Source organism: Paenibacillus sp. FSL P2-0089 (assembly GCF_038595095.1).
Taxonomy (GTDB): Bacteria; Bacillota; Bacilli; order Paenibacillales; family Paenibacillaceae; genus Paenibacillus_AQ; species Paenibacillus_AQ silagei.
In genome coordinates this window covers 2,221,155-2,242,424 of record NZ_CP152006.1, presented here as the reverse complement: position 1 = coordinate 2,242,424, position 21,270 = coordinate 2,221,155, and the positions used below count along the sequence as shown (strand labels likewise).

Sequence of the window (21,270 nt, the reverse complement as noted above, 5' to 3'; positions counted from 1 at the left end):
CCACCTGAATAGTATTGTGACTTAAGGATTTCCCAGCAGAGTGTGCCCGCCCGCTTACGAGCGAACGGGCACATCCCAAGTTATTGCTTAGCTGTAATGAATTGATCCAGACGGATGGCAATGGCTGCCGCCTGCTCACGCGTAAGCGGAGTGGACGGGTTCACCTTGTTGCCTTCCCCGAGAATAATGCCGTTCTTGATGCTCATTGCCACTGCTTGTCTTGCCCATGCCGGAACCTTACCCTTGTCAGTGAAACCGCTGAGGATCGAAGTGACTTCAGCCTCGCTAAGTTCACTGCCCGGATTAACCTGATTCAGCAATCTTCCGAGCATCGTCATCGCTTCAACTCTTGTCAGCGTATCCTTAGGCGCATACTTTCCGCCTTCGAGTCCGGTAACAATACCCATTTCAGCGGCAATGGAGACACTGCGGTTATACCAGCTGCTGCCGCTGACATCACTGAAGCCTGCCGAAGCTGCCTGCTTGTTCATGAGACCTGCAACGCGCAGCAGAATGGTTGGATATTCTGCCCGGGTTACTTTGCCTGCCGGATCGAACAGTTCCGCAGATTTCCCTAGCACGAACAGCTTGGCGGATGCAGCCGCAATGCCTTCCTTGCCCCAGCCTGAAGGCATATCCTTGAAGGTCTTCTGGTTGCGGATGAAGAAGAGGCTGCCTTCACCGGTCAGTTGTACATTCACTGCCGTACCGCTGCTGTCCAGCTTCCAGGGTACGGTTGTCCAGTTGCCGTCTTTGTCCTTAAGCACCATGGCCGTAATCTCCTTGGCCGCAAGCGGCGCAGGAATCGCGATCTTGGCGGCAAGCGCCGGAGTCCAGCTGGCCTGCGGCAGGTTCACAGTGACTGCGGCACCTTGACCTGCCCCCATCAGGGTGAAGCCTTGCTGATCGGCGATAGCCTTCATGCCCTGCTGATCGGCATCACTATTGGCACCAATACCGATGGTAAGTCCGGCAGTTACACCTGCAAGATTCTCAGGAGCAATCACCAGTTGTCCCATTGGAACTTCAATCACAATCTTCTTCTTCGCGGTCAGCTGCTGCTGGACCACACTCTGGTCTATACGGATACTGAATGCTTTGGCATTCTTATCGGTGGAGCTTACCGTGAGGTCACTGCCAGCCGCAGCTTCTTTATCCGTAATGTGTACGATCGCTGTAAGTCCATTCCACTCTGTCTTCACGGCTTGGCCGTTGACGGTAACCTCGGCTGCCTGCTCCGGTGCTTGTTCTTCAACAACTCCCGGTACGGCACCGCCGCCTCCACCGCCACCGCCGCCAGCACCGCCGCCTCCGCCTGAACCGCTGCTGGTCCAGACCGATGCAGCGACACTGCCGGAAGCCCTAACCAGCTTGTCCAAGGAGGTACGCTTGGCCAGCACAACAGTGGCGCCCGGATGAGCGGACACGATACCATCGAGTGGAAGCAGACTCCATGAGCTTACATTGTCATCCCTTTTCAGTTCTGCCGGACTCGACGAGAAGACCTTGTAAGCGATCTGCTGTCCGGTCATATCTCCGGCGGAAGTCACCGTAATCTTCGTATGGTTGCTGTCTCCGTTAATCGGAGAGGATACGGCTTGCACAGTACCTAATTCATTCGTATCCGGAACAGCTACGGTTGCCGCAAGCATGCCCTTGAGCGTAACACCCTCAGACACCTTGTACTCGGCTTCAATCAGACTGGAGCCTGTAGCCAGTGCAGTAACATTGCCTTGTGCCGACAGGGATACTGCATCGCCTACGGCAACTTCATAAGTCAGATTGGCCAGATCCTTGCCGGTAATCGGCTCTTCCTTGAATTTCGGCTTGCCGTTCCCGTCCTTGCCATCCGACACCTTGAGATAGGCCTGAATTTGTCCTGCCGCACCCGGCGTCAGCGTCTCCGCTCCCTTCAAAACGAGGGCAACCGGTACTTTGAAGCCGGCATTCGTAATATCCACAATGGCTGTGTTCTGATTGGTGGCACCGTCAGTTGCGACAATGCTTAGCGCCACTGAAGGCTCCTCAGAATTCACTTCCACCATTCCATTGAAATCTCCCGTCTTCGGATCTACCGTAAGCTCCTTGGAGATGACCTTGTCTTTGTATTTGCCGTCAGACTGTAACTGACTCACGGTATAAACTGCACTCAGCTTAGTTCCTGTAGTTGTCGTTCCGGCTACACGAACGGCACCCTGTGCCGTCCGCTCACCCGTTACCGGCTCTGTGAGATACAAGACCGGTGCGATCGTATCTACCGTCAGATAGAGCATGGTCACTGAGATATCCTTAGTTGCCGTATTTCTGGCCCGCAGTTCAATCGCATACGGTCCGTCCGTCTGGAACTGGTCGAGATTCAGTATACCTTCACTTCCACCGACGGCCTTGTTCGTCAGGGCTACAGTCCCAATGGATTTGTCAGCATAGAATGCTTCCACCGTCACATTGGACTGTTTGGAAGAGAGCGTCAGCTTCTGCTTCGTTTCATTCGTTAACAGGTTCACATAGTTCCCGGAGGAGGCATCTACCGTCCCCGATGAACTCAATACCGTCAGATCCGGCAGATTCGGAGTTGGCAGCAAGGTACTGCTGCTCTCACGCCGCTCGGCATAATGATAGTTCTGATGCTTGTCGGCATCCTCGGTTGGAACCGTTGCGGCACTGACGCCGATGACGTAATTCTTCTTCACTTCCAGGCCGACATATTTCACCTTGCTCAGATCAATCACTGAGCCTTCAAGGCTGCCCTTATAGACTTCATCTGTTGTAGATACAGCCTTCCAGCCACCAATCAACAGACCTTCGTATTTGCCTGTGGATGCATTCCAGTAAGGCTTAAGCTCCTGTTCGGTATACAAAAGCTCTCCAAACGGAGCATATTCACTCAGTTTGCCTTCAGCATCCAGCTTCGCATCAACCACGTAGCTGTGCTCGAAGCCGCTGTGTCCGGATTTCTTCGCTCCCGGCTTGAAGGAGAGTGAGAACAGGCCGTTGCCGGCAGGCTCAACCTGGACATCACTGACACTCTGCGGTGCAAGCGGATCAATGATTTCAAACCGCTGCGGCGAAGTCTTCGTCCCGAAGTTCGAGCTGGATTTCAACTCGGCCCGCAGGTAATAGTTGCCTTGTCTGAGCAGCCCGCGGATATCCTCGGGATTGCCCATTAATGTTACATTGGTGACATCGATCACTTTGCTGCCGCTCGTAATGCCGCCGCTGACCGAACCTCCTGCTCCAACCGGCACATCCTTGGCAATCAGCATACCCGGATCACCCGTCTGCAGAATCTCCTGACCATCAAGCATTTCCTTGCGGTTCGTCACGGCATCCTCAGCCAGATACAGGTTCACAGTATCGCCTTCGGCTGCGTTGGCCACTTTCCAGGAGGCTGTGAACTTATTCGCACTCAAGCTGTCCTTCGCCAGGTTGACTTCACCCAGAGTAGGCAGGGTAGGAACGTTCAACAGCTTGGTGTCAACCGCCGAGACGGCTGTCAGCTTCCAGGTACCGCCCTTTGTGGCTTCATTCTCCGGAATAATGATATACGCTCTGCGAATATCCACTTCACTGCTGAGCTTAGGCCCATTTTCCGTTTTATAGCTTGCAGGAATATATTGTGTAAAAGCATTTGCCGTAGGATCAGTGTTCGTGTTATCGAATTTCACTGGATAAAGTTTACCTGAAGCATCCTGCAGCTTGAATTCCGGCATTTCCTTACTGCTGTACTCCATCTCAATGATTGCATTACCGGCTACGCCATCCATTGGAATCTCATGGATTCTGCCGCCGTTCTTGACCGTAATGCCGCCTACACCGACATTGATTGATCCGTTCTCGACATATTTGACGCCTTCTTCTACCTCACGGTAGATAATTTCCTGATTCTCTTCCTCGGAAGCTACCTTGGAGGTGGCCAGCGTCTGCACGCCCGCACCAATCACCATGAGACGAGGTCCAAGCTCTGGATCATCCACCACCAGATGGATCATTCCTTCCGGCAGCTGATCGGTCGAAGTACCGAATTCAATGCCGCCACTCCAGTAGTAAGTAATACCTAAGGAGATCAGCAGAATACCGATGCTGCCCCAGACCTTATCATTGTTGACGCCAAGGAACATACTGGACAGCGGCATGCCGCCGACAACCGGTACATCGTTCGGAATCTGCACTTTGGAGCTGATATAGCCTTCAAAATCAGTGCGGTTCTTCTCCAGATTCTGTCCGACGAAGATACCCGCCTTCCCGATGATGATATCCCATCCGCCGATATCCATCTCTGCTTCCACGCGCACGAACCATGGGGTTACCCACTGCGCCTCGAGCAGCGCTTTAGTCAGCATCGGAAGCCGGTCATCTTTCTCCGCATCGGCTTTGGCAGCGAAATCCAGCCTGCCTTCCACCTTAAGGCCGGTACGCTTCACTGTCAGGTCCACATCGCCGAAGAAATACGCCGGAGCAATCCCGAACCGCATGCCTACGCCTGCTTGAATGGTTAACGGGAACGGGTCCTCTGCCGTGCCGCCGGCAATAGTGTCCGCCAGTTCACGTACTGCTCCCCGGATGGCTGTCAGGTACGTTGCACCCGTCACCAGGATACCCGGCTGCGGAAGCTCTGCCCCGAAGGCAATCACATCCGGAAGAATCCGGCCGTCTTTTACTTTTTTGAGCGAGAATTCAATCTCCACGCCCATCATATTCTTCAGCTGTGCTGCGAACTCCAGGCCGTATTCATTGCCTACGCCCCCGCCTTGCACAGCGTGCTTGATTGTAACTTTGCCGCTTGGAGCATCCGGACCTTTTTTCTTATCCGCATCCTTCTTCTTATCCGGTCCGAACAAGCCCATCTCCTGATTGAGATCGAAGCCCAGGGAGGCATCGACGCCATAGAAGCCGGCACTGTTGAAGATGACATTCTTGATCTCGGAGTTAATGATCTTCAGGGACAATGAGCCGCCGAAGGAAATCCCATTCTCTCTAAGAATGAAGTCATTGAAGGAGAAGCCAAAGCCGTCAATGGAGAAGCTTGGTGCCCCGAACAGAGACTGCTTGTTGAAGTACACATCCTCAATCATAATCTGGCGCAGCGGATTCAATCTGTCGCCCACGCCGCCGACAGCCCATTTCAGACTGCCGTTCTGTGTATCATCTTCCGGGTTGCCATCATTACCTTTTTCGTCCTTCTTATCGTCATCATCGTCTTTATCTTCTTCTTTTTCCTTCGTCGGATCGAAGTCCTCTTCTCCAAGCGACTTGTTGAAGCCGTTGAAGAAGTCGAGCGTCCATTCACCCTTATGGAAGACGAACCCGCTGCTCGCTACACTCAGCGTTCCTTCACCCTTGACGAACAGGGTATCCAGGAAGGGCAGATCGCCGGGAAGGGTGTTTCCGAAGATATCCAGCTTACCGCGTACAAAAGACAGGTCCTTACCTTTATAAGCTACAGCATCATTAATAATTGCCGGTTCTGTCTTGGTATCCACGATGACCTGCTCTTCGTCTCCTGTGCCAACCTGCTTGATCATGCCGCGGACGGTAACCAGAATCTCACGGTCGAATTCCGGGTCCTTGGCTTCCACTTCTTCCTTGAATTCCTCAAAGTCCTCTTCTGTTGCAAACAGCTTGTAAGCATACATTGGAGTCTCTTTCAGCGCTTCCTCATCCATGAATTCGCTGATATCGAACTTCGGATCAACCGCTTTGCTCGCTGCGCCGAACAATGCCTTGGTTTTCTTATATTCGGTAACAGCCTTGTACAGGAACGAACCGTCCTTGAAAGGCTTGCCCGGGAACAGAGAGTTCAGCTGATCCAGCAGCTCATCCTTTACAGAAGCACCGTTCGCAAGGCCGCTGATATCTACAGCTTCCTTGTAGACCGCCATTACTCCGGCTTCACGGATACGCGTGTCATTATTATCAGTGACCAGGAACGATTGCGGAGTTGTCATATCATAGAGAGCCGCTACTTCCTCATCTCCGCCGGCATCGCCTTTGTAATCAATCTCCACCTGATATTCACCGAGCGGCAATTCAGGTCCAAGCCCGGCTTCCAGCACATTGCCGCCTGAATCCACCTGGTCACCGCCGCGGTACGTAATCCGCATAGCGCCGGAGAATCCATCGTCTGTCGGCTGCATCACCACTGCATCCTGAACATTGACTTTGTACCTGTTACCGTCTGCCTTATTCTTGAGGTACAGGTCAAAGTTGGGCGCGGTCGTTGCATTACCTGTATTGTAAGCTTCAATATTCGACAAATTCACGGTCAAATATTTCACGTCTGTGCTATACAGCTCTGCCGGTGCTAGTGCGTAGGAATACGTAGCTGTTGCTTCTCCCACCGGCGGCAAAAGAATGAAATTAGTGCGGGTCGATTCATACTGGGCTTTAATGCCCTCATCCTTCACGCCTTCGATTTTGCCTTGCGTTTCCGGGCTTCTCGCGGAAATCATATACTCCCGGGTAACCGGCCAAGGTCTGCCTTTAGCCTGAACGCGGAAGGTTGCGGTAATCGCGTCACCCGGCTTGTACTTCGGCTCAATGCCCATAGCTGCTTCATCAGGTGTGGCTGACTTTTTGAACTCCAGCATTTTGCTGCGGGCATTCTCCAGGACCGGATTCCCGTTTGCATCCAGGACAGTTTCTCCCTTTTCATTCTGCCTGACGAAGCTGAGGCCGCTCTCCAAGGTCATCTCGACTTCAATTTTGGAGTGCTCCATATTGAAAGCCTGAAGGTTCTCTACTTCTGCTATAACGTCGAAGACACCATTTTTCTCATATTTCGTCGGTACGCCTCCGCCTTCAACCGGCTCGGTAGCCAGTTGCTGTACCTGATCTACATAACGGATCGAGAACACTTTATCAGGGGCTGTCAGCTCACCGAGACCGTATACAGTCTCGAAGCTCTGGAAGCCTCCCGGCGCCAGCTTCTCCGGGTTCCAATAGAAGGCAACCGCAGAATCCGCTGTGCCGAAATCATTGGTATCTCTGGTGAAGTCTAGATTCGGATTAATTTTATAATCCCATTTCGTATTCGCCAGGCCGTTCCAGTGCCCGACGATCATTTCATCCACAATATTAATATTCTGTTCGGCAAAGTTATTGAAGCCGTAGGCCACCACATTGGTTGCCTGAGGATTCGTCAGATCCAGCTTGTCGCGCATCACCCAATAAGCAGGAATCTTGAAGTAAGCTCTATCTTCAAAGGGAATCCCCTTATCGTCCTCCGGATTGTGGACCAGCTTCCGCTCCACCTGCAGCGGTGACTTGTAGGCTGTGCCAATCTGGAACTGCGGCCCGTCGTTGCCGCCGACCATCGTATCCAGCAGAATCCGGCTGCCGATCTGCACCTGCGCCCCGCTCTTGTTGTTCACTTCATAACGGATGTTGACATTCCCGGAATTCACAGCATCCTTGCTGTCGGTGTAGAGCATTAGAATCTGCTTGATCTCTACGCCTTTAATCTTCCAGATCATCTCCAGCTGCTTGGTGCCATTTGAATTCTCCACCACTTTAGGTGCACTAGTCTCTGAATAGTGGCTGGCGTCGAACTTGTATTTATTACCGTAGATATAATCCGTTCCATCGATCCGGAACGTCGTGAACGACGTCTCCGGGTCATCTCCCTGGAACAGCAGGTTTACATTATTGTCGTTCTTGCGGATCGGTTGACCCTCTACAGTGCGAATGCCATAGCGGCCCGTTTCGTTATCCACGGTGACCTTAATAAAGTCATTCTGGATCATGGTTGTCTTGGTACTGCTGGCCGCCTCGACGAGAGCATGGAAGCTCTCGGAGGTGGACAGAAATACCATGATTAAGGTGAGCATTACCGCTACTGTGCGTTTCAACAACTTCACCAAGTATTCCCCCTGTTCTTGTTTCAACTATTTCAGATTGCCGACAAAGAAGGTAGCAAATTCACGGTCACGTTCCTGGGTTCTCACCACAATGGTGTACCAGCCTGTTTTCGGGAAGGTGACCTTGAAATTACTGCTCACCAGTTCAGCATAGGTCAGCTTCTGCTTCACCAGCTTCAGCTGTCCTTCGCGGTACAGACCAGGGTAATACAGAATATCGAATGTTCCTGCCTGGTTGACCTTGTCTACTCCGCCTACCTTCATCAGGTTGAAGCCGGATACCTTGAAGGTAATGGTGTTGGTATTGAACAACGCAGATTCGCCGGAGGAAGCCGAGATTAAGGTATCGTTACCGAAGACCAGCAATCCGCCGTCCTTCACGACCACCACATCCTGATAGACCACCGTCTTATTGCCTACCTGATCAACTGCTGTGTAAGCTACGCGCTGGCGTCCAAGCTTGCTCAGATCCAGCCCGCTGACCGATACTTTCACGTTAGTCTCAGCCGATACATTATCAGATACGGTGAACCCGCCGAGATCCGTACGGAAGTTAAAGTCTTTCTTGTTCTGAACAATCCCTACGGTTTCCTTGTTCAGTGTCAGCTCAGGTGCTGTGTTATCAAGTCCTGCAATGGTCACCGGAACCTTGTTCACATTGCCCAGCAGATCCGAGATGGCAATGACCGCTGAACCGCTGCTCTCAAAAGCACGCGAGTAGCTGTACGTTCCATCCGCTTTACTGATCTGGTTCGTATACGCGGCTCCGTCTGAAATAGGTCTTACGCCCGAGAACATGTGGTTAGGGGCAGCTACTGTGCCGCTAAGCGTAACCTTCACTTTGCCTTTGGCATATTTCTGTCCGCCGATGGTAACAATCTGATCGGCCGGAACCGCTTTGCCTTCGGCATCTACAAAGGTATAGGCCACTTTGTCCGGTACTGGCGGCGCAGAGAGAACATTTGTTACCTTTTCTTTGATAACTGTTGTATTGCCGTACACATCCACCACAGTGAATGAAGCCGTTCCATTCTCCATGAGTGTAATGCTCTTATCGGCACTGATAATGTTGAACGCTTTAGCCGAAGCATCCGCCTTCTCTACCGTAACCGTAACGCCGGTGGAGAACAGCACATTGCCGCTGTTATCCTTCAGGGTGCCGAAGGTCTGGCTTCCATTCTCGCCATATTGGTAGGAACGGACCACTTTCACCCTAGGCACTTCCTTGTTAATGTTCGCAACGGTTGCTTCAACCTTATTGACATTTCCGGCAGCATCCTTAATTTCGAATTCGAACTTGCCGTTCTCCGTGAAGGTGTATGCTGTCTTGCCGCCATTGTTCACAACCGTGACCGGCTCAGAGGTGCTCTGGAGAAGGGCAACCACATTACCGTTCGTACTCTCCATGTATGAATATTCAATGGTTCCTTCAGGAGGCGTACCGTCAATATTCTTCACGACCAGATACAGCGTATCTGTCCGGTCCGGATCACTGAGATCGGTGAGATCGAAGCTGTAGTAACCATTCTCGTAGATCTTGAATGAATTTCCGGTCCGCACAGGCACCGAAGGGTTAATCTTCGATGGCATTACGCGGATACCCGGAGGGAGCGTAATCTCAATGTCTGCGCCAACCTTGGCATTGACCGGGCTGTTCACGCTTAATGAAGCAAGCGCATAGACCGGCTGTACGGTAGTAAGAGGAAGCTTGATTTCAAGCTGGGCCGGCTTGCTGATCAGACCGCCCGGCGTTCTGTACTTCACCCACACCTGAAGCTCCTCAGGCTTACTCGTCGGAACCTTCACTGCTACGAAGTTGGTGTACGGCTTCCAGTTCAGCCAGCTCACACCGTTATCCGGTGATACTGAATATTCATAACCGGTCTTGTCCTCCGTTTCGAGACTCAGCTTCACAATAGCTGTGTAGCCGTCCGCTGTATCACCGGACAGATAGATCAGAGAAGACTTGGCATCCGACACCGGCGCATCCGGCTTGGTCGTTGCCGAGACCTTGAAGGTTCCTGCACTTGCCTTGATTGTGCTGTTGCCTGCTCCATCAACCGCGAGTACATATAAGCGGAACTCCGAGATTTCTCCCGATTTCAGTGATTGGTCATCGATGGATACTGAGCCGCCTGCCGGAACATCTTTCCATTCTGTGGAAGATTCTGTAGGTACTTTTGCACCTGCATCTTGTCTGACCCATTGATACTTGCTGACCAATCCTGTTTTGCTGTAGAACTCTGACACGCTAATCTTCGTCTTCTGCACCGGGAGCGGGTAAGCAACACTATCAGGGCTGAAATAAACTGCCGGTGCTTCATTGTCAAAATAATAAGCCTTCGAGTAGTAGTACGTTTTGTCGCTGTGCTTCACCATAAGATGAATGTATTGCGTTCCGTTCAATTTTAATTTTTCAGCAGGAATGACATAGCTGTAAGTGGCTTCACTTACAGAAGCGCCAAGGCCCTTGGCTGCCAGCTTGGCGTCCGTGCTGGCTTCTGGCGAAGCAGCAGGCGTCGCTGACGGTTCAGTTGCTTCTGCTGAGCCAGTTGGTGTCGCTGACGGTTCAGTTGTTTCAGCTGAAGCAGCAGGTGTTGCTGCAGACTCGGCACTGCTAGCCGGTGCTGGTGTTTCTTCCGATTCAAGCGGCGTCAGTGAAGGCGCTGACGGTCCGGAAGACAGGAACTTCATAATGGCCACCGGCCCGATGCTTGCTATAACTTCCGGCTCAGCCGAAGAGTTGGGTTCAGTCGGCGCGCCAGGCTCCGCCGGTTCGGCTCCGTCTTCAAGCAGGCTTTTCTCAGACAAAGGTGATATATCCGATACCATAGAAGCATCCAGTCCGGTGAAATCACTATCCTTTGGACGAAGAGAGCTGTCGCTGATGGCATAGCCCACATAATCAGGATGCACACCGCTGATCTGGAATGTCACATCATGACTCTTCACATAGTTAGGATTCGCTTCCGGTGTGAACTGTGTCGGAATTGCTGCCTCAGAACTCACGACTACCGCTCTTTCCTGCGGAGTCTTAATCGTCTCATTGCCCGCATGATCCAGCGCCTTCAGATAGAGCCAGTATGATCCGTCCTCATCAATATCCTCATAGGTAGACCGGGTTACCGTCGAGCCGGAATATGGCGTATCCGCCCACTTCCCGCTTGTTGGGGAATCCCCGTCCTTTACCCACTGATACTGTACGCTGCTGACTCCGCTATGAGGGTCCTTCACAAGAGCCTGTACTGTAGCCGTATCCTCTGCGGCCAGCGTAATGGCAGGTCCCTGGTTGTCCAGCTTCAGCACGCCAACTTCATGCTTCCAGTTAGAGTCGTCATTCTTGAAATCCTCAAGCGGCCAGACACTCTTATCGCCGTATTGTCCAACAGCCGCCAGAGCCTGATTGTCGGCATAGAAGATTTTATCTGTCTCTGATCCCGGTGCCTCTGCTTTCCAAGCTTTATACTGTTCCTCATGGGTTTTCTTGTAGACGTCTTTCTTCTCATGCTGCATCAATTCCCTGGCTGAATCCCAGGACATATCGGCAGTCCAGGTGTGCAGATACCACTCGCCGCTGTTCCCTTCCTCGAAGGCTTCCGCCGGAGGAGCGAGCAGGTTCGTCTTGTTATTCACTACCGACAGCTCTACATTCTCGAATTCTCCCGGATACAGCTCTTCCGACGGCTGCTTGGCGGAGAGTGCGTAACGCTTAAGCGCTGCATAATGATCTCCGGCTACACCAGCGAATGGATCAGCCTTATCCTGGCTCCACCAGTAGTACACCAGACCTACCGAAGGTGAGGCTTCCGCACTCATATTGGAAGGGCGGTAGATCCCGCGGCTCGGCCGCTCTGTACCGCGGTCACCTACGGTAGGATCAAGATGCGGTACTTTAATGGAAGGATCGTTGGCGTCGATGGTCACCTTGCCTTTTTTGGCATAGGTTGTATCCGTCGCACCGCCTGTCTCGAACCGGTAACCGATCACCGGCTCCGTGTTGTCGATGAACAGGTTCGCCCAGTCAATCTTGGAGTTGGCGAGTGAAAAGTCACCGCCTTCAATATTAGGGAACTTCTCTTCATGGATTCCATCAAAGTTCGCAGGCTGAATCAGCAAGTTACCTGCGTAATCTTGGATAACATCGGTATCCATCTGGATCGGCTCACTGCCGCCCTTCGCATCATTGGATATGGCTACGGCCTTGAGCAGCGGAGTTTCCACAGTCAGCCCGTCAGGCACGGTCATGCGGAACGTCCAATTCGGTGTATTCCGGCCTATAACATAATAGGCTTTCATTCCGTTATTGAAGATAATGAAGGTTTTCTCCTCTTCCCAGCCGGTCTTGGCGATGGCCTCTTCTGTCATCTGCAGGGTGAAGTCAATGACATCTCCCTTATTGAGCGTAACCCCGGTCAGGATCTCCGGCTGAATGCCATTCTTGGTTTTGGAATACTTCGGACGCACGGCATCGACAATGACGCGGAAGCCGCCCCGGTCGAAGTCAAACGGGTTCCCGCTTTTCCGGTCCAGCCAGGCATTGCTGCCGCTGCTCGGCACAGTGTTGAGATTGACAACCGCTTTATTACCTGCCGCATCGCTAAGCACGGCTTCTTTCAATTTATTATCCAGCGATAGATCCATCTGCGCTCCGCCGGTGGTTCCCCCGGTAATTAGCGGTTTCAGTGGCAGATTGCCGCTGTTATGGAAAGGAACTCCTGTGTATCTGTAAGCAATTTTTTTCTGGTAGGAACTTAAACTCACCTTGGTATTGGTAAAGCTTATATTCTGCAGATACTGCTGCTCTCCGGCTGCCGGAAGTCCAGTGCCCGGATCACTAACGAACAACTTATGCCGCAGGAAATAATCGGAGTTTGCTTCCACGACCGAAGTCGGTCTGACAGGCTCGCTGAAGTTGTAGCTGAGCGTGATGTTCTCGTCTCTTTTGACATACAGCTCTTTCTGATTAATCTTCTCGTTGAGCCGCTCTGCACCATTGCCGGTGAAGGTATAGTTATCGATGACCGGACGCTTGAGATCCTGGAACTTGAGGTAGAATCCGCGTACACCGGCTGCTTCACCGTCGTCATCGCCTTCGCCCCAGACCCTAATGGTAATAACGGAATTAGGTTTGATGATGGCCTTGGCCGACTTGTTATACCGCTGGCTACTGCCGGTTCGTTCATTAATAATATCTTTTCCGTCAATGTTTACTGTAATAGACGAATGACGCGTCCATAAGAACCCGGAGTGACGGCGCAGTACAGAGAACCCTGTAAGCATCTCCGCATGTCCGCTCTCCGCCATATTTTTCAGAAGCGTATTGTCGGCTACCTTCACCTGGAATTGAACCGTGGCCTCATTATCATCGACACCGGCAAAGATATCTCCCTTGACCCAATCATATTTGGCATCTTTGTCTTTCTCTGTCTGTTTGAAGCCTTGCTCCTCGGTATAAAAGTTGAGGAATGTATTATCCGCAGGGTAGCTTAGGTTCCCAACATGTTGTCCGTTTAGAAACTTGACTTCAAAATCATCACCCGCAGCCTCTGCCAGTCCGCTAAAGGAACTGGGTATTAACGATAACAACATACTAAGAATCAAGCTTAGCGAGGTATATCTCTTCAATCTCCTGCTCATTAACAATTGGTGCTCCCCCTTATTCGTTCATCATGTCCTGTCCGGCATGCAGCAAGCTTCGCTGTAGTCTAAGATTCACTCCCTATGCTTCCGCATTCTCCTTTCGCCCTGCCCTCCCGTGGACAAAAAATACTAGTTATAAACTACCTATTTTTTCATATCTGCGTTTATTCTATCAGGCAGCTCTAAACAAACTCTTAACAAATCTCGACAAAAGCTGCGTCAAACGCCCCAAAACAGGGTTAATATACTCGGAAAACGAAAAAAGTCCTGAATTTTTAAGAGAAAATGTCTGAAAAGCAAAATAAACCGCACTGAGAACGGCTCAGTTGCGGTTTATTGGTGTTGTTTTGCTATCTAGTATTCTTCAGCAAGTCAACCATGTTATGATAATGAATTTCGCTCAGATGGTAGATAAAGTCATCCATCTTATAATTCTCACGTTCAACAATCCATAGACAAATCGCACCTACCAATCCCGATATCATGTACTCGAGGCCAATTTTCATCTTTTCGTCGTGGTGGAAATCGCTGATTCCGGCGAAGATGAACGTTTTAAAAGCGTCTTTTAAGTAGATGGGGAAGTTTGGGTGAATGTTTTGAGTGAGCATGGTTTTAAAGAATATCATGTTTGCATCGATATTGTCGAAAATCGTTTTTATCATCGTACTGAACATATCCTTGTCCATCTCATGGATCGAGCTCACCTCCAGGCTCAAGCAAGCATTCAAATTCTGTACGCTCTCCTGAAATAACTTGTCCATGAATTCAGGTTTATCTACATAGTGTAAATAAAATGTGTTTCGATTTATCATCGCTTCGTCGGCAATGTCTTGTACAGTAATTCGTTCGTAGCCTTTGGTTTGCACTAGTCTCAAGAAGGCTTCCTTAATCGCTTTTCGCGTTTTAAGAATACGCAGATCCACCTTATCCTTGCCCAATAATGAGCCACTCCTTCATAAATAATAGTCAAATATATATAAAATGATGTTTAAATGTCATGTTGACTCATATCAACCATTGAACGTTTTAATTGTAGATTTTACAATTAAAATTGTCAATTACACTCACGTATTCATAAGAGGAGAATCAGATATGAAAACACTAGCGATCATTGGTGCAGGTAAGGGATTAGGAATGTCTATTGCGAAGAGCTTTGGAAAAAATGACTTCCAAGTGGCATTAGTCGCAAGAAACGCCGCAAAGCTGCAAGAAATGGTGAATGACTTGAAAGCGGAGGGTATTAAGGCCTCTTATTTCATAGCGGATATTTTCAGTAAAGAACAAATTGAACAGGCGATCAGTAACATTAAAGCACAGTATGGCCAGATTGATGTGCTGGAATTCAGTCCTACAGCAGGCAACTATCCTCCCACCTCTGTATTGGAGTTAACCGTAGAGAATGTAAGGGACGCATTTGAGGCCTATGTGGTCAGTGCCGTCCAAGTTGTCAATGCTGTTCTCCCTGATATGCTCGCTAAGAAAGAGGGTTCCATACTCTTTACCACAGGATTATCTGCCATGTACCCCGTCCCAATGATGGGGAATATCGGCATTGCTCTTTCAGGACTGCGCAATTATGTAGCTAATCTCCATACTTCATTGGCTGCTCAAGGCATTTTTGTTGGTCACCGTTCTTTAGGCTTGTTGATTAAGGAGTCGGGTACTGGCGCAATCAATGATCCGGATGTGATTGGCGACATGTGGTATCAAGCCTATATGGACAAAACCATATGGGAGGAAGAATATCCCAAGGGTGTAACCCCCGAAACCATTGTATTTTAACATTCTGTGATGGATTTGGCCTCATTGCAGGAAGGCGGATCAAAAAAGCAGCACCAGGATTAACCCCTGGTGCTGCTTTTTCACTCTAACTATTTATTTCCCCACCGCAGTCCGGTTAATTACCGCGCTGACCCGGGTCAGAATCTCCGACATGGAAGCGGGATCATGCACATCATACTCATCAATATTCAGACGCAGCACCGGGCAGGCGCTGAATTCGTTGATCCACTGGGAATAGCGGCCGTGCATATGCTCCCAGTAGGAGACGTCGGTCTGAATCTCCATCTCACGACCGCGCTCATTGATCCGGGTCAGGATCGAAGGCAGGCTGCCTTCAATATAGATCAGCACATCGGGATGCGGGAAGTATGGCGTCATCACCATGGCCTCGTAGAGGCTTGTGTAAGTGGCATAATCGGTCGGGGACATGGTGCCTTGATCGGCGTGCATTTTGGCGAAAATCCCGGTGTCTTCATAAATCGAACGGTCCTGCACGAAACCGCCGCCCAGCTCGAACATCTTCTTCTGCTCCTTGAAGCGCTCCGCCAGGAAATAGATCTGCAGGTGGAAGCTCCACCGCTCGAAGTCGTGATAGAACTTCTCCAGGTACGGGTTATGATCTACCTGCTCCAGTGAGGTCTGGAAGCCCAGGCGCTCCGCCAGTGCTGCGGTCAGTGTCGATTTGCCGACGCCTACGGTTCCGGCCACCGTGATAATGGCATTGTTCGGGATATTGTAACTGTTCATTTCATAAGCTCCTTTACTTGTTCCGCGATGGCGGTGAAGTCTTCCGGGTTCTCCACGAAATCCACCTGGTTTCCGTCGATCGTGACGATTACGGTGGACGGTTCGCGGAGGGCCAGTGATGCCATCGCATCGTCGTAATCCTCAATTAACTGCTCGAGGTAGGCAGGGGCAATGATCTCTTCGAAGGTACGCGCGCGCTTGGCAATCCGGGCCAGCAGCGTATCCAGATCCGCCCGGATATACAGTATGATGTTCGGTTTGGGGAAATCATCGGTCAGAATATGATAGATCTCCCGGTATTTGTCCCGTTTCGATCCCTTCAGCGTCCGTTCCCCGAAGATCAGATTCTTATAGATATGATAATCCGAAATGACCGGCTTCCCTTGATCTATGTACTGCACAGTCGTGTCTTCAAGCTGCTTGAACCGGTTGCAGAGAAAGAACATCTCAAGCTGGAAGCTCCAGTCGTCCATATTCTGATAGAACTTGTCCAGAAACGGATTCTCGTCGACAATTTCTTTAATGACCGGAAGCTGTAATTCGGTGGCGAGCATCGTGGCGAGGGTGGTTTTACCGGCTCCAATCGGGCCTTCCACGGCTATAAAAGGTGCATGTTTCATTAAAGCTAATTTCCTCCTCAAGTACGGACAATTCCAAAAAACAGACTAAATTATTGTACCACAGGAGCGCCGCCAGCAACGGTTAATTTTCAAAGAAACTTTTCGCACCTGTGCAGCGTCTATATTCAAGGTAATATATTCATTTATTTACCTAATTCAGTAATTCCCTATAGAAAGTAGAGGATATCATGATGAAAAAAAGAAATTTGCTTGTGAGCATGGTGATGGGGCTGACGGCGTGTCTGACTGTTGGGACTCCCGAGGCTGCAACAGCAGCAGCTAGTGGCGGTGGCTCCGGCATTTCTTCCTACGGACCCGATTATCTGATTAAGAATGACGGGACCCTGTGGGTCTGGGGTGAGACGAAGTCCGTACCTACGCAGGTACATGGACTAAGTGATGTACAAGCTTCTTTCCCGCTATATTACAGCGCAATGGTAACCACCAAGGATGGCTCGGTCTGGAAGTGGGAGAGCAACGCCCGGACGATGGCCATCGAAGTTACGCCAGTGCCGGAATTGAAGAATATAACCAGTTTCCAAAGAGTATACCCGCGTCATTTAGCAGTCACCGGAGAGGGTACGGTATATACTTCAGTTACGTCAACTGACGATAATACGACCCCACCGTTTGCGCCTGTTCCGGGCCTGGATCACGTTGCAGCTATCTCTCAATATTACGAGAGCAATAAGCTTAACGATAAGGTTAGCAGCTGGGATCGTTATCTGTTCCTGAAGACAGACGGGACGGTCTGGACCAGCATTGACGAACTTGCCACTTTTACACCCGTCCCCAATCTGAAGGATATTGTGCAGCTCGAACAGAATTATGCGCTCAGCAAGGATGGCAGCGTCTGGACCTGGCCGGACCAGGATAGTTATTTACCTGAAACCTATAGTGACCCGGCGCAGATAACTGCAACCCCTTTTTCCGGCTTAAAAGATATTCAGGCGCTGTACAACAATGGCCGCAGCCGGCTCGCGATTGACAAGCAATCCCGTCTATGGTTCTGGGGCTCCACGGTCACCGGATATTCGGATGGAACCACATATCAGGATGAACCCGTTCCGGTAGTCTTCTCAGGAATCAGCAAGGTGACCGATGCCTACATTGTTGAACAATCTATTGTCGCACTGACCTCAGACGGCAAAGTCTATGCAGCTTCGATTGCTGCAGAGCTTATGTCGCCGAATGCAAAGTTCACCTTACTTGCTTCCGATATTCAGTCGATAAAAGGCGGCGGAAGACATGTCATTATGCAGAAAAACGATGGCACTCTCTGGGGCTGGGGCGTGAACAAGAATGCCCAACTCGGGTACGGAACCTATGAATTCAGCTATAAGCAGCCTGTCCCGATGCAGAAGCCGATCTCCGTTACCCTGAATAGCGAATCCATCGCCTTCACGAATGGAGTAATTACCCGTAACGGACAGAATTTCATTCCGCTGCGTTCGCTGTTCACCAAGATGGGCGCTACTATCGGTTATTCCATGGACAAAGTAGTAACGATCACCGGTACCGCTGCCGATAAAACTCCGCTATCCATCGTCATCAATACCGTGAACGGAGCCACCACCGTCAATGGTAAAAGTGTCACTCTGGCCACGCCGCCGTTTGTAGTGAATGGCACCGTCTACCTGCCGCTGCGCTTCATCAGCGAACAGCTTGGGGCGAAGGTTGACTGGCTGCCGCAGGAGAGCAGAATTGCGATTAGTATGAAGTAAGGGGATTCTCTCCTGACATAAGAATATTAGCGGACTATTCTCAAATGGAGAATGGTCTTTTTTTAATCTAAAATTCGCCTTTTGAGATATTTTGAAACCTTCAATCGTGTTGTTTATAGGAGGCGAAATAATGAAATCCAGCTCTTTGTTAGACACAGATAAAGAATTCGCTGAACTCTATCAACGACATGCAGATATGGTCTACCGGCTTTGCTATATATATTTAAAAAATCCTGTTGATGTTGAAGACGCTGTTCAATCTGTATTTCTCAAACTAATTAACACTCCAATGGTCTTTAACGACCACGAGCATGAAAAAGCGTGGTTGACAGTAACCACTAGGAATTACTGCAAAGATATCCTTAAACATTGGTGGAGAACCCGCCGTGTGGCATTGGAACCTTTGCCGGAGATTGTCATTTGGAATGGTATTGAGCCTTCGGGTAAAGTCGTTTCAAAACTTCTTTCACTCCCCGAAAAATACAAAACCGTTTTGTATCTATATTATTTAGAGGAATACACAGTAAAGGAAATCGCTGAAATATTAGGTCGTAAAGAAAGCACGGTCCAAACACAATTATTTAGAGGCCGCAAACGACTTAAGATGGATTTGGGAGGGAATTATATTGAAGATTAAAAATATCCGTAAGGTTTTTGAAGCTTTGACTCCAACAAATGATCAAAAAGAAAAAATCTTTCAAAATCTTTTAACAAGTAGCCAGATCGAACATAGAAGCCAAAGAAAAACTTCTCCTATAAAACTTAGAAGATATACTATAATTGCTGCTGTACTGATGGTTGGTTTAACCACTACAGCTTTTGCAGCAGTATATACAGGACTTGATGAAGCACTGATTCAATTTCTTAAACCATCCAATAAGGATCAGGTTGTACATATGTCCAATGGCGCTTATACAATAAATAAAATAATTAAAAATAAGCAGGGGTCTGTTGCCATTAAGCAGGTGATCGGTGACAGTAATCTAACTTACATTTTAATGGACTTTACCGCTCCTAAAGGCACTATTTTGAATGCAGCCCGTTATCGTTTTCATGCCCATATCAACTCTAATCAAAGCTCGTACAGTACAGGATACGAGGTACTCGATGACGGGAATCCTTATGACAACAAAATTAGCTTGGTTATGAATATAATGACCGATAATTCCTTAGCTGGTCAAACTGTTGATATTATTTTTAGAGATTTAGAAGCTGCTGATCCGTTTCCCGGTATTTTTGAAACCGTAGTTTCTGGTTCCTGGGAAACCTCACTTAAGCTAGATTTCAAAGAGTACTCTACCCTTTATCAGATCAATCAGGGCATTTCACTGTATGGTTATAAGGCAACCTTAAAGACGATCTCTGTCTCGCCAATTTCCATCACCTTGAAAATTGAGAGCGATTCATTAAAAGAGATTAATAAATTCGCCTTCAAATCAGAAGAAATTGGTCCAAACCAATCTTTGGATAAACTGCCTATCACAATTAACTTTAAGGACGGCACTTCAGAGACAACCCGCATTTTTACCGGAATGTCTGCAAGTTATTATGAGAGCAACCAGCTGATTACACTAAAAACGTTTGATAATATTATAAATGATAAAGAAATCGAATCTTTCGTATTTTTTGGCAAAAAGATTCCGCTAAACACGGTCCCGCACTGATCGTTAGTCCGGTTTAAATTGTGTACAAAAACGCCCCCTCGGCCAAAGCTGAAGGGGCGCATCTATTAATAATATCTATTCCTTAAGACAACCGGCCGCTGAAGTCACTATATTCGAACTCGCGGATCACCTTGAGTCCTTCTGCTTCATTATAGGAAGCGATGGCCGGGAGGTTGACGCCGTTGAACATGTGGTTCTTCACCATGGAGTAATGCGCCATGTCGGTGAAGATCAGCTTGTCGCCGTATTTCAGCGGCTCCGGGAAGGAATAATCGCCGATAACATCCCCCGCCAGGCAGGTCATGCCGCCCAGCCGGTAGGTGTGGGCGAATTCGCCCGGTTCTCCGGCACCGATGATGCCCGGGCGGTAAGGCATCGCCAGCACATCCGGCATATGGCATTCCGCCGAAGTATCGAGAATCGCGATATCCATGCCGTTATGCATCGTATCCAGTACCGTGGCTACCAGATAACCGGTATTGAGCGCAACCGCTTCTCCCGGCTCCAGGTAGATCTCCACATTGTACGTCTGCTTCATATGCAGAATGCACTTAATCAAGGTGTCGAGATCATAGTCAGGACGGGTAATATGATGCCCGCCGCCGAAGTTCAGCCATTTCATACCGTGCAGGTACTGGCCGAACTTCTCTTCTACGACCTTAAGCGTACGCTCCAGCGTGTCCGAATTCTGCTCACACATCGTGTGGAAATGCAGGCCGTCAATGCCGTCCAGCTCGTCCGGCCGGAAGTTCGGCAGGGTTACGCCCATGCGAGAGAAGTTGTAGCAAGGATCATAGAGCGGCACTTCAATCTCGGAATACTCCGGATTGACGCGAATCCCGCAGCTAATCTGCTTCGGCGCGTTCTGCACGCGCTGCTTGAACCGGCTCCATTGGTCGAACGAGTTGAACACCATATGATCGCTGTAGCGAAGCAGCTCATCGAACTCGCGGTCTACATAAGCCGGTGCATAGACATGGACCTCTTTGCCCATCTCCTCAAAGCCCAGCCGGGCCTCGAACAGGGAGCTGGAGGTTACCCCATGCAGGTATTTGCCTACCAGCGGGTACATGGCGTGCATGGAGAAGCCTTTTTGCGCAAGCAGAATCTTGGCTCCGCTCTTCTCCTGCACATAATTCAGAGTCTCCAGGTTCTTCGTCAGCAGCCGTTCATCCACCAGATACGCAGGGGACGGCAGATTGCTGATATCAATATCGATGTCCTTGTTCTTCATGGT

At 49.8% G+C, this 21,270-nt stretch carries 10 protein-coding genes; 4 read left to right on the top strand and 6 right to left on the bottom strand.

Annotated features, from left to right (window positions below; translation table 11 throughout):
* Positions 1–80: 80 nt before the first annotated feature.
* The 3 genes from NST69_RS09080 to NST69_RS09070 all read right to left on the bottom strand — a co-directional run bounded on the left by NST69_RS09080 (position 81) and on the right by NST69_RS09070 (position 14,434).
* On the bottom strand, positions 81–7,856 hold the full coding sequence (locus NST69_RS09080; protein WP_342549057.1) for an S-layer homology domain-containing protein: 7,776 nt from the start codon (positions 7,854–7,856) through the stop codon (positions 81–83).
* 27 nt (positions 7,857–7,883) lie between these two features.
* Entirely contained in the window at positions 7,884–13,493 is a 5,610-nt protein-coding gene (locus NST69_RS09075; protein ID WP_342549056.1) for a hypothetical protein, read from the bottom strand.
* 353 nt (positions 13,494–13,846) lie between these two features.
* A complete protein-coding gene (locus NST69_RS09070) occupies positions 13,847–14,434 on the bottom strand; it encodes a TetR/AcrR family transcriptional regulator (RefSeq protein ID WP_339255211.1) in 588 nt (195 codons plus the stop codon).
* 154 nt (positions 14,435–14,588) lie between these two features.
* On the opposite strand from NST69_RS09070, the gene NST69_RS09065 reads away from it, so the two are divergent.
* Positions 14,589–15,278, top strand: a complete 690-nt coding sequence (locus NST69_RS09065; RefSeq protein WP_339255209.1) for an SDR family NAD(P)-dependent oxidoreductase — start codon at positions 14,589–14,591, stop codon at positions 15,276–15,278.
* Between the two features lie 93 nt (positions 15,279–15,371).
* Here NST69_RS09065 and NST69_RS09060 read toward each other — a convergent pair whose 3' ends face one another.
* On the bottom strand, positions 15,372–16,025 hold the full coding sequence (locus NST69_RS09060) for a deoxynucleoside kinase (protein ID WP_339255207.1): 654 nt from the start codon (positions 16,023–16,025) through the stop codon (positions 15,372–15,374).
* On the bottom strand, positions 16,022–16,645 hold the full coding sequence (locus tag NST69_RS09055) for a deoxynucleoside kinase (protein ID WP_209874512.1): 624 nt from the start codon (positions 16,643–16,645) through the stop codon (positions 16,022–16,024). Before NST69_RS09055 ends, NST69_RS09060 begins: the two co-directional genes overlap by 4 nt.
* Before the next feature lie 188 nt (positions 16,646–16,833).
* Here NST69_RS09055 and NST69_RS09050 point away from each other — a divergent pair, with 188 nt between their 5' ends.
* The 3 genes from NST69_RS09050 (at position 16,834) to NST69_RS09040 (ending at position 20,033) form a co-directional block, all read left to right on the top strand.
* Positions 16,834–18,369: a stalk domain-containing protein gene (locus tag NST69_RS09050; protein WP_342549055.1), complete on the top strand. Its 1,536-nt coding sequence runs from the start codon at positions 16,834–16,836 to the stop codon at positions 18,367–18,369.
* A gap of 130 nt (positions 18,370–18,499) precedes the next feature.
* Positions 18,500–19,006 carry an RNA polymerase sigma factor gene (locus tag NST69_RS09045; RefSeq protein ID WP_339313513.1) on the top strand — a complete coding sequence of 169 codons (507 nt, stop codon included), beginning with the start codon at positions 18,500–18,502 and terminating at the stop codon, positions 19,004–19,006.
* Positions 18,996–20,033 (top strand): hypothetical protein, encoded by a 1,038-nt coding sequence (locus tag NST69_RS09040; protein WP_339313512.1) that lies wholly within the window; start codon positions 18,996–18,998, stop codon positions 20,031–20,033. The genes NST69_RS09045 and NST69_RS09040 overlap by 11 nt, the downstream gene beginning before the upstream one ends.
* 82 nt (positions 20,034–20,115) lie before the next feature.
* Here NST69_RS09040 and nspC read toward each other — a convergent pair whose 3' ends face one another.
* A complete protein-coding gene (gene nspC, locus NST69_RS09035) occupies positions 20,116–21,252 on the bottom strand; it encodes a carboxynorspermidine decarboxylase (RefSeq protein WP_209874726.1) in 1,137 nt (378 codons plus the stop codon).
* Positions 21,253–21,270: the final 18 nt, after the last annotated feature.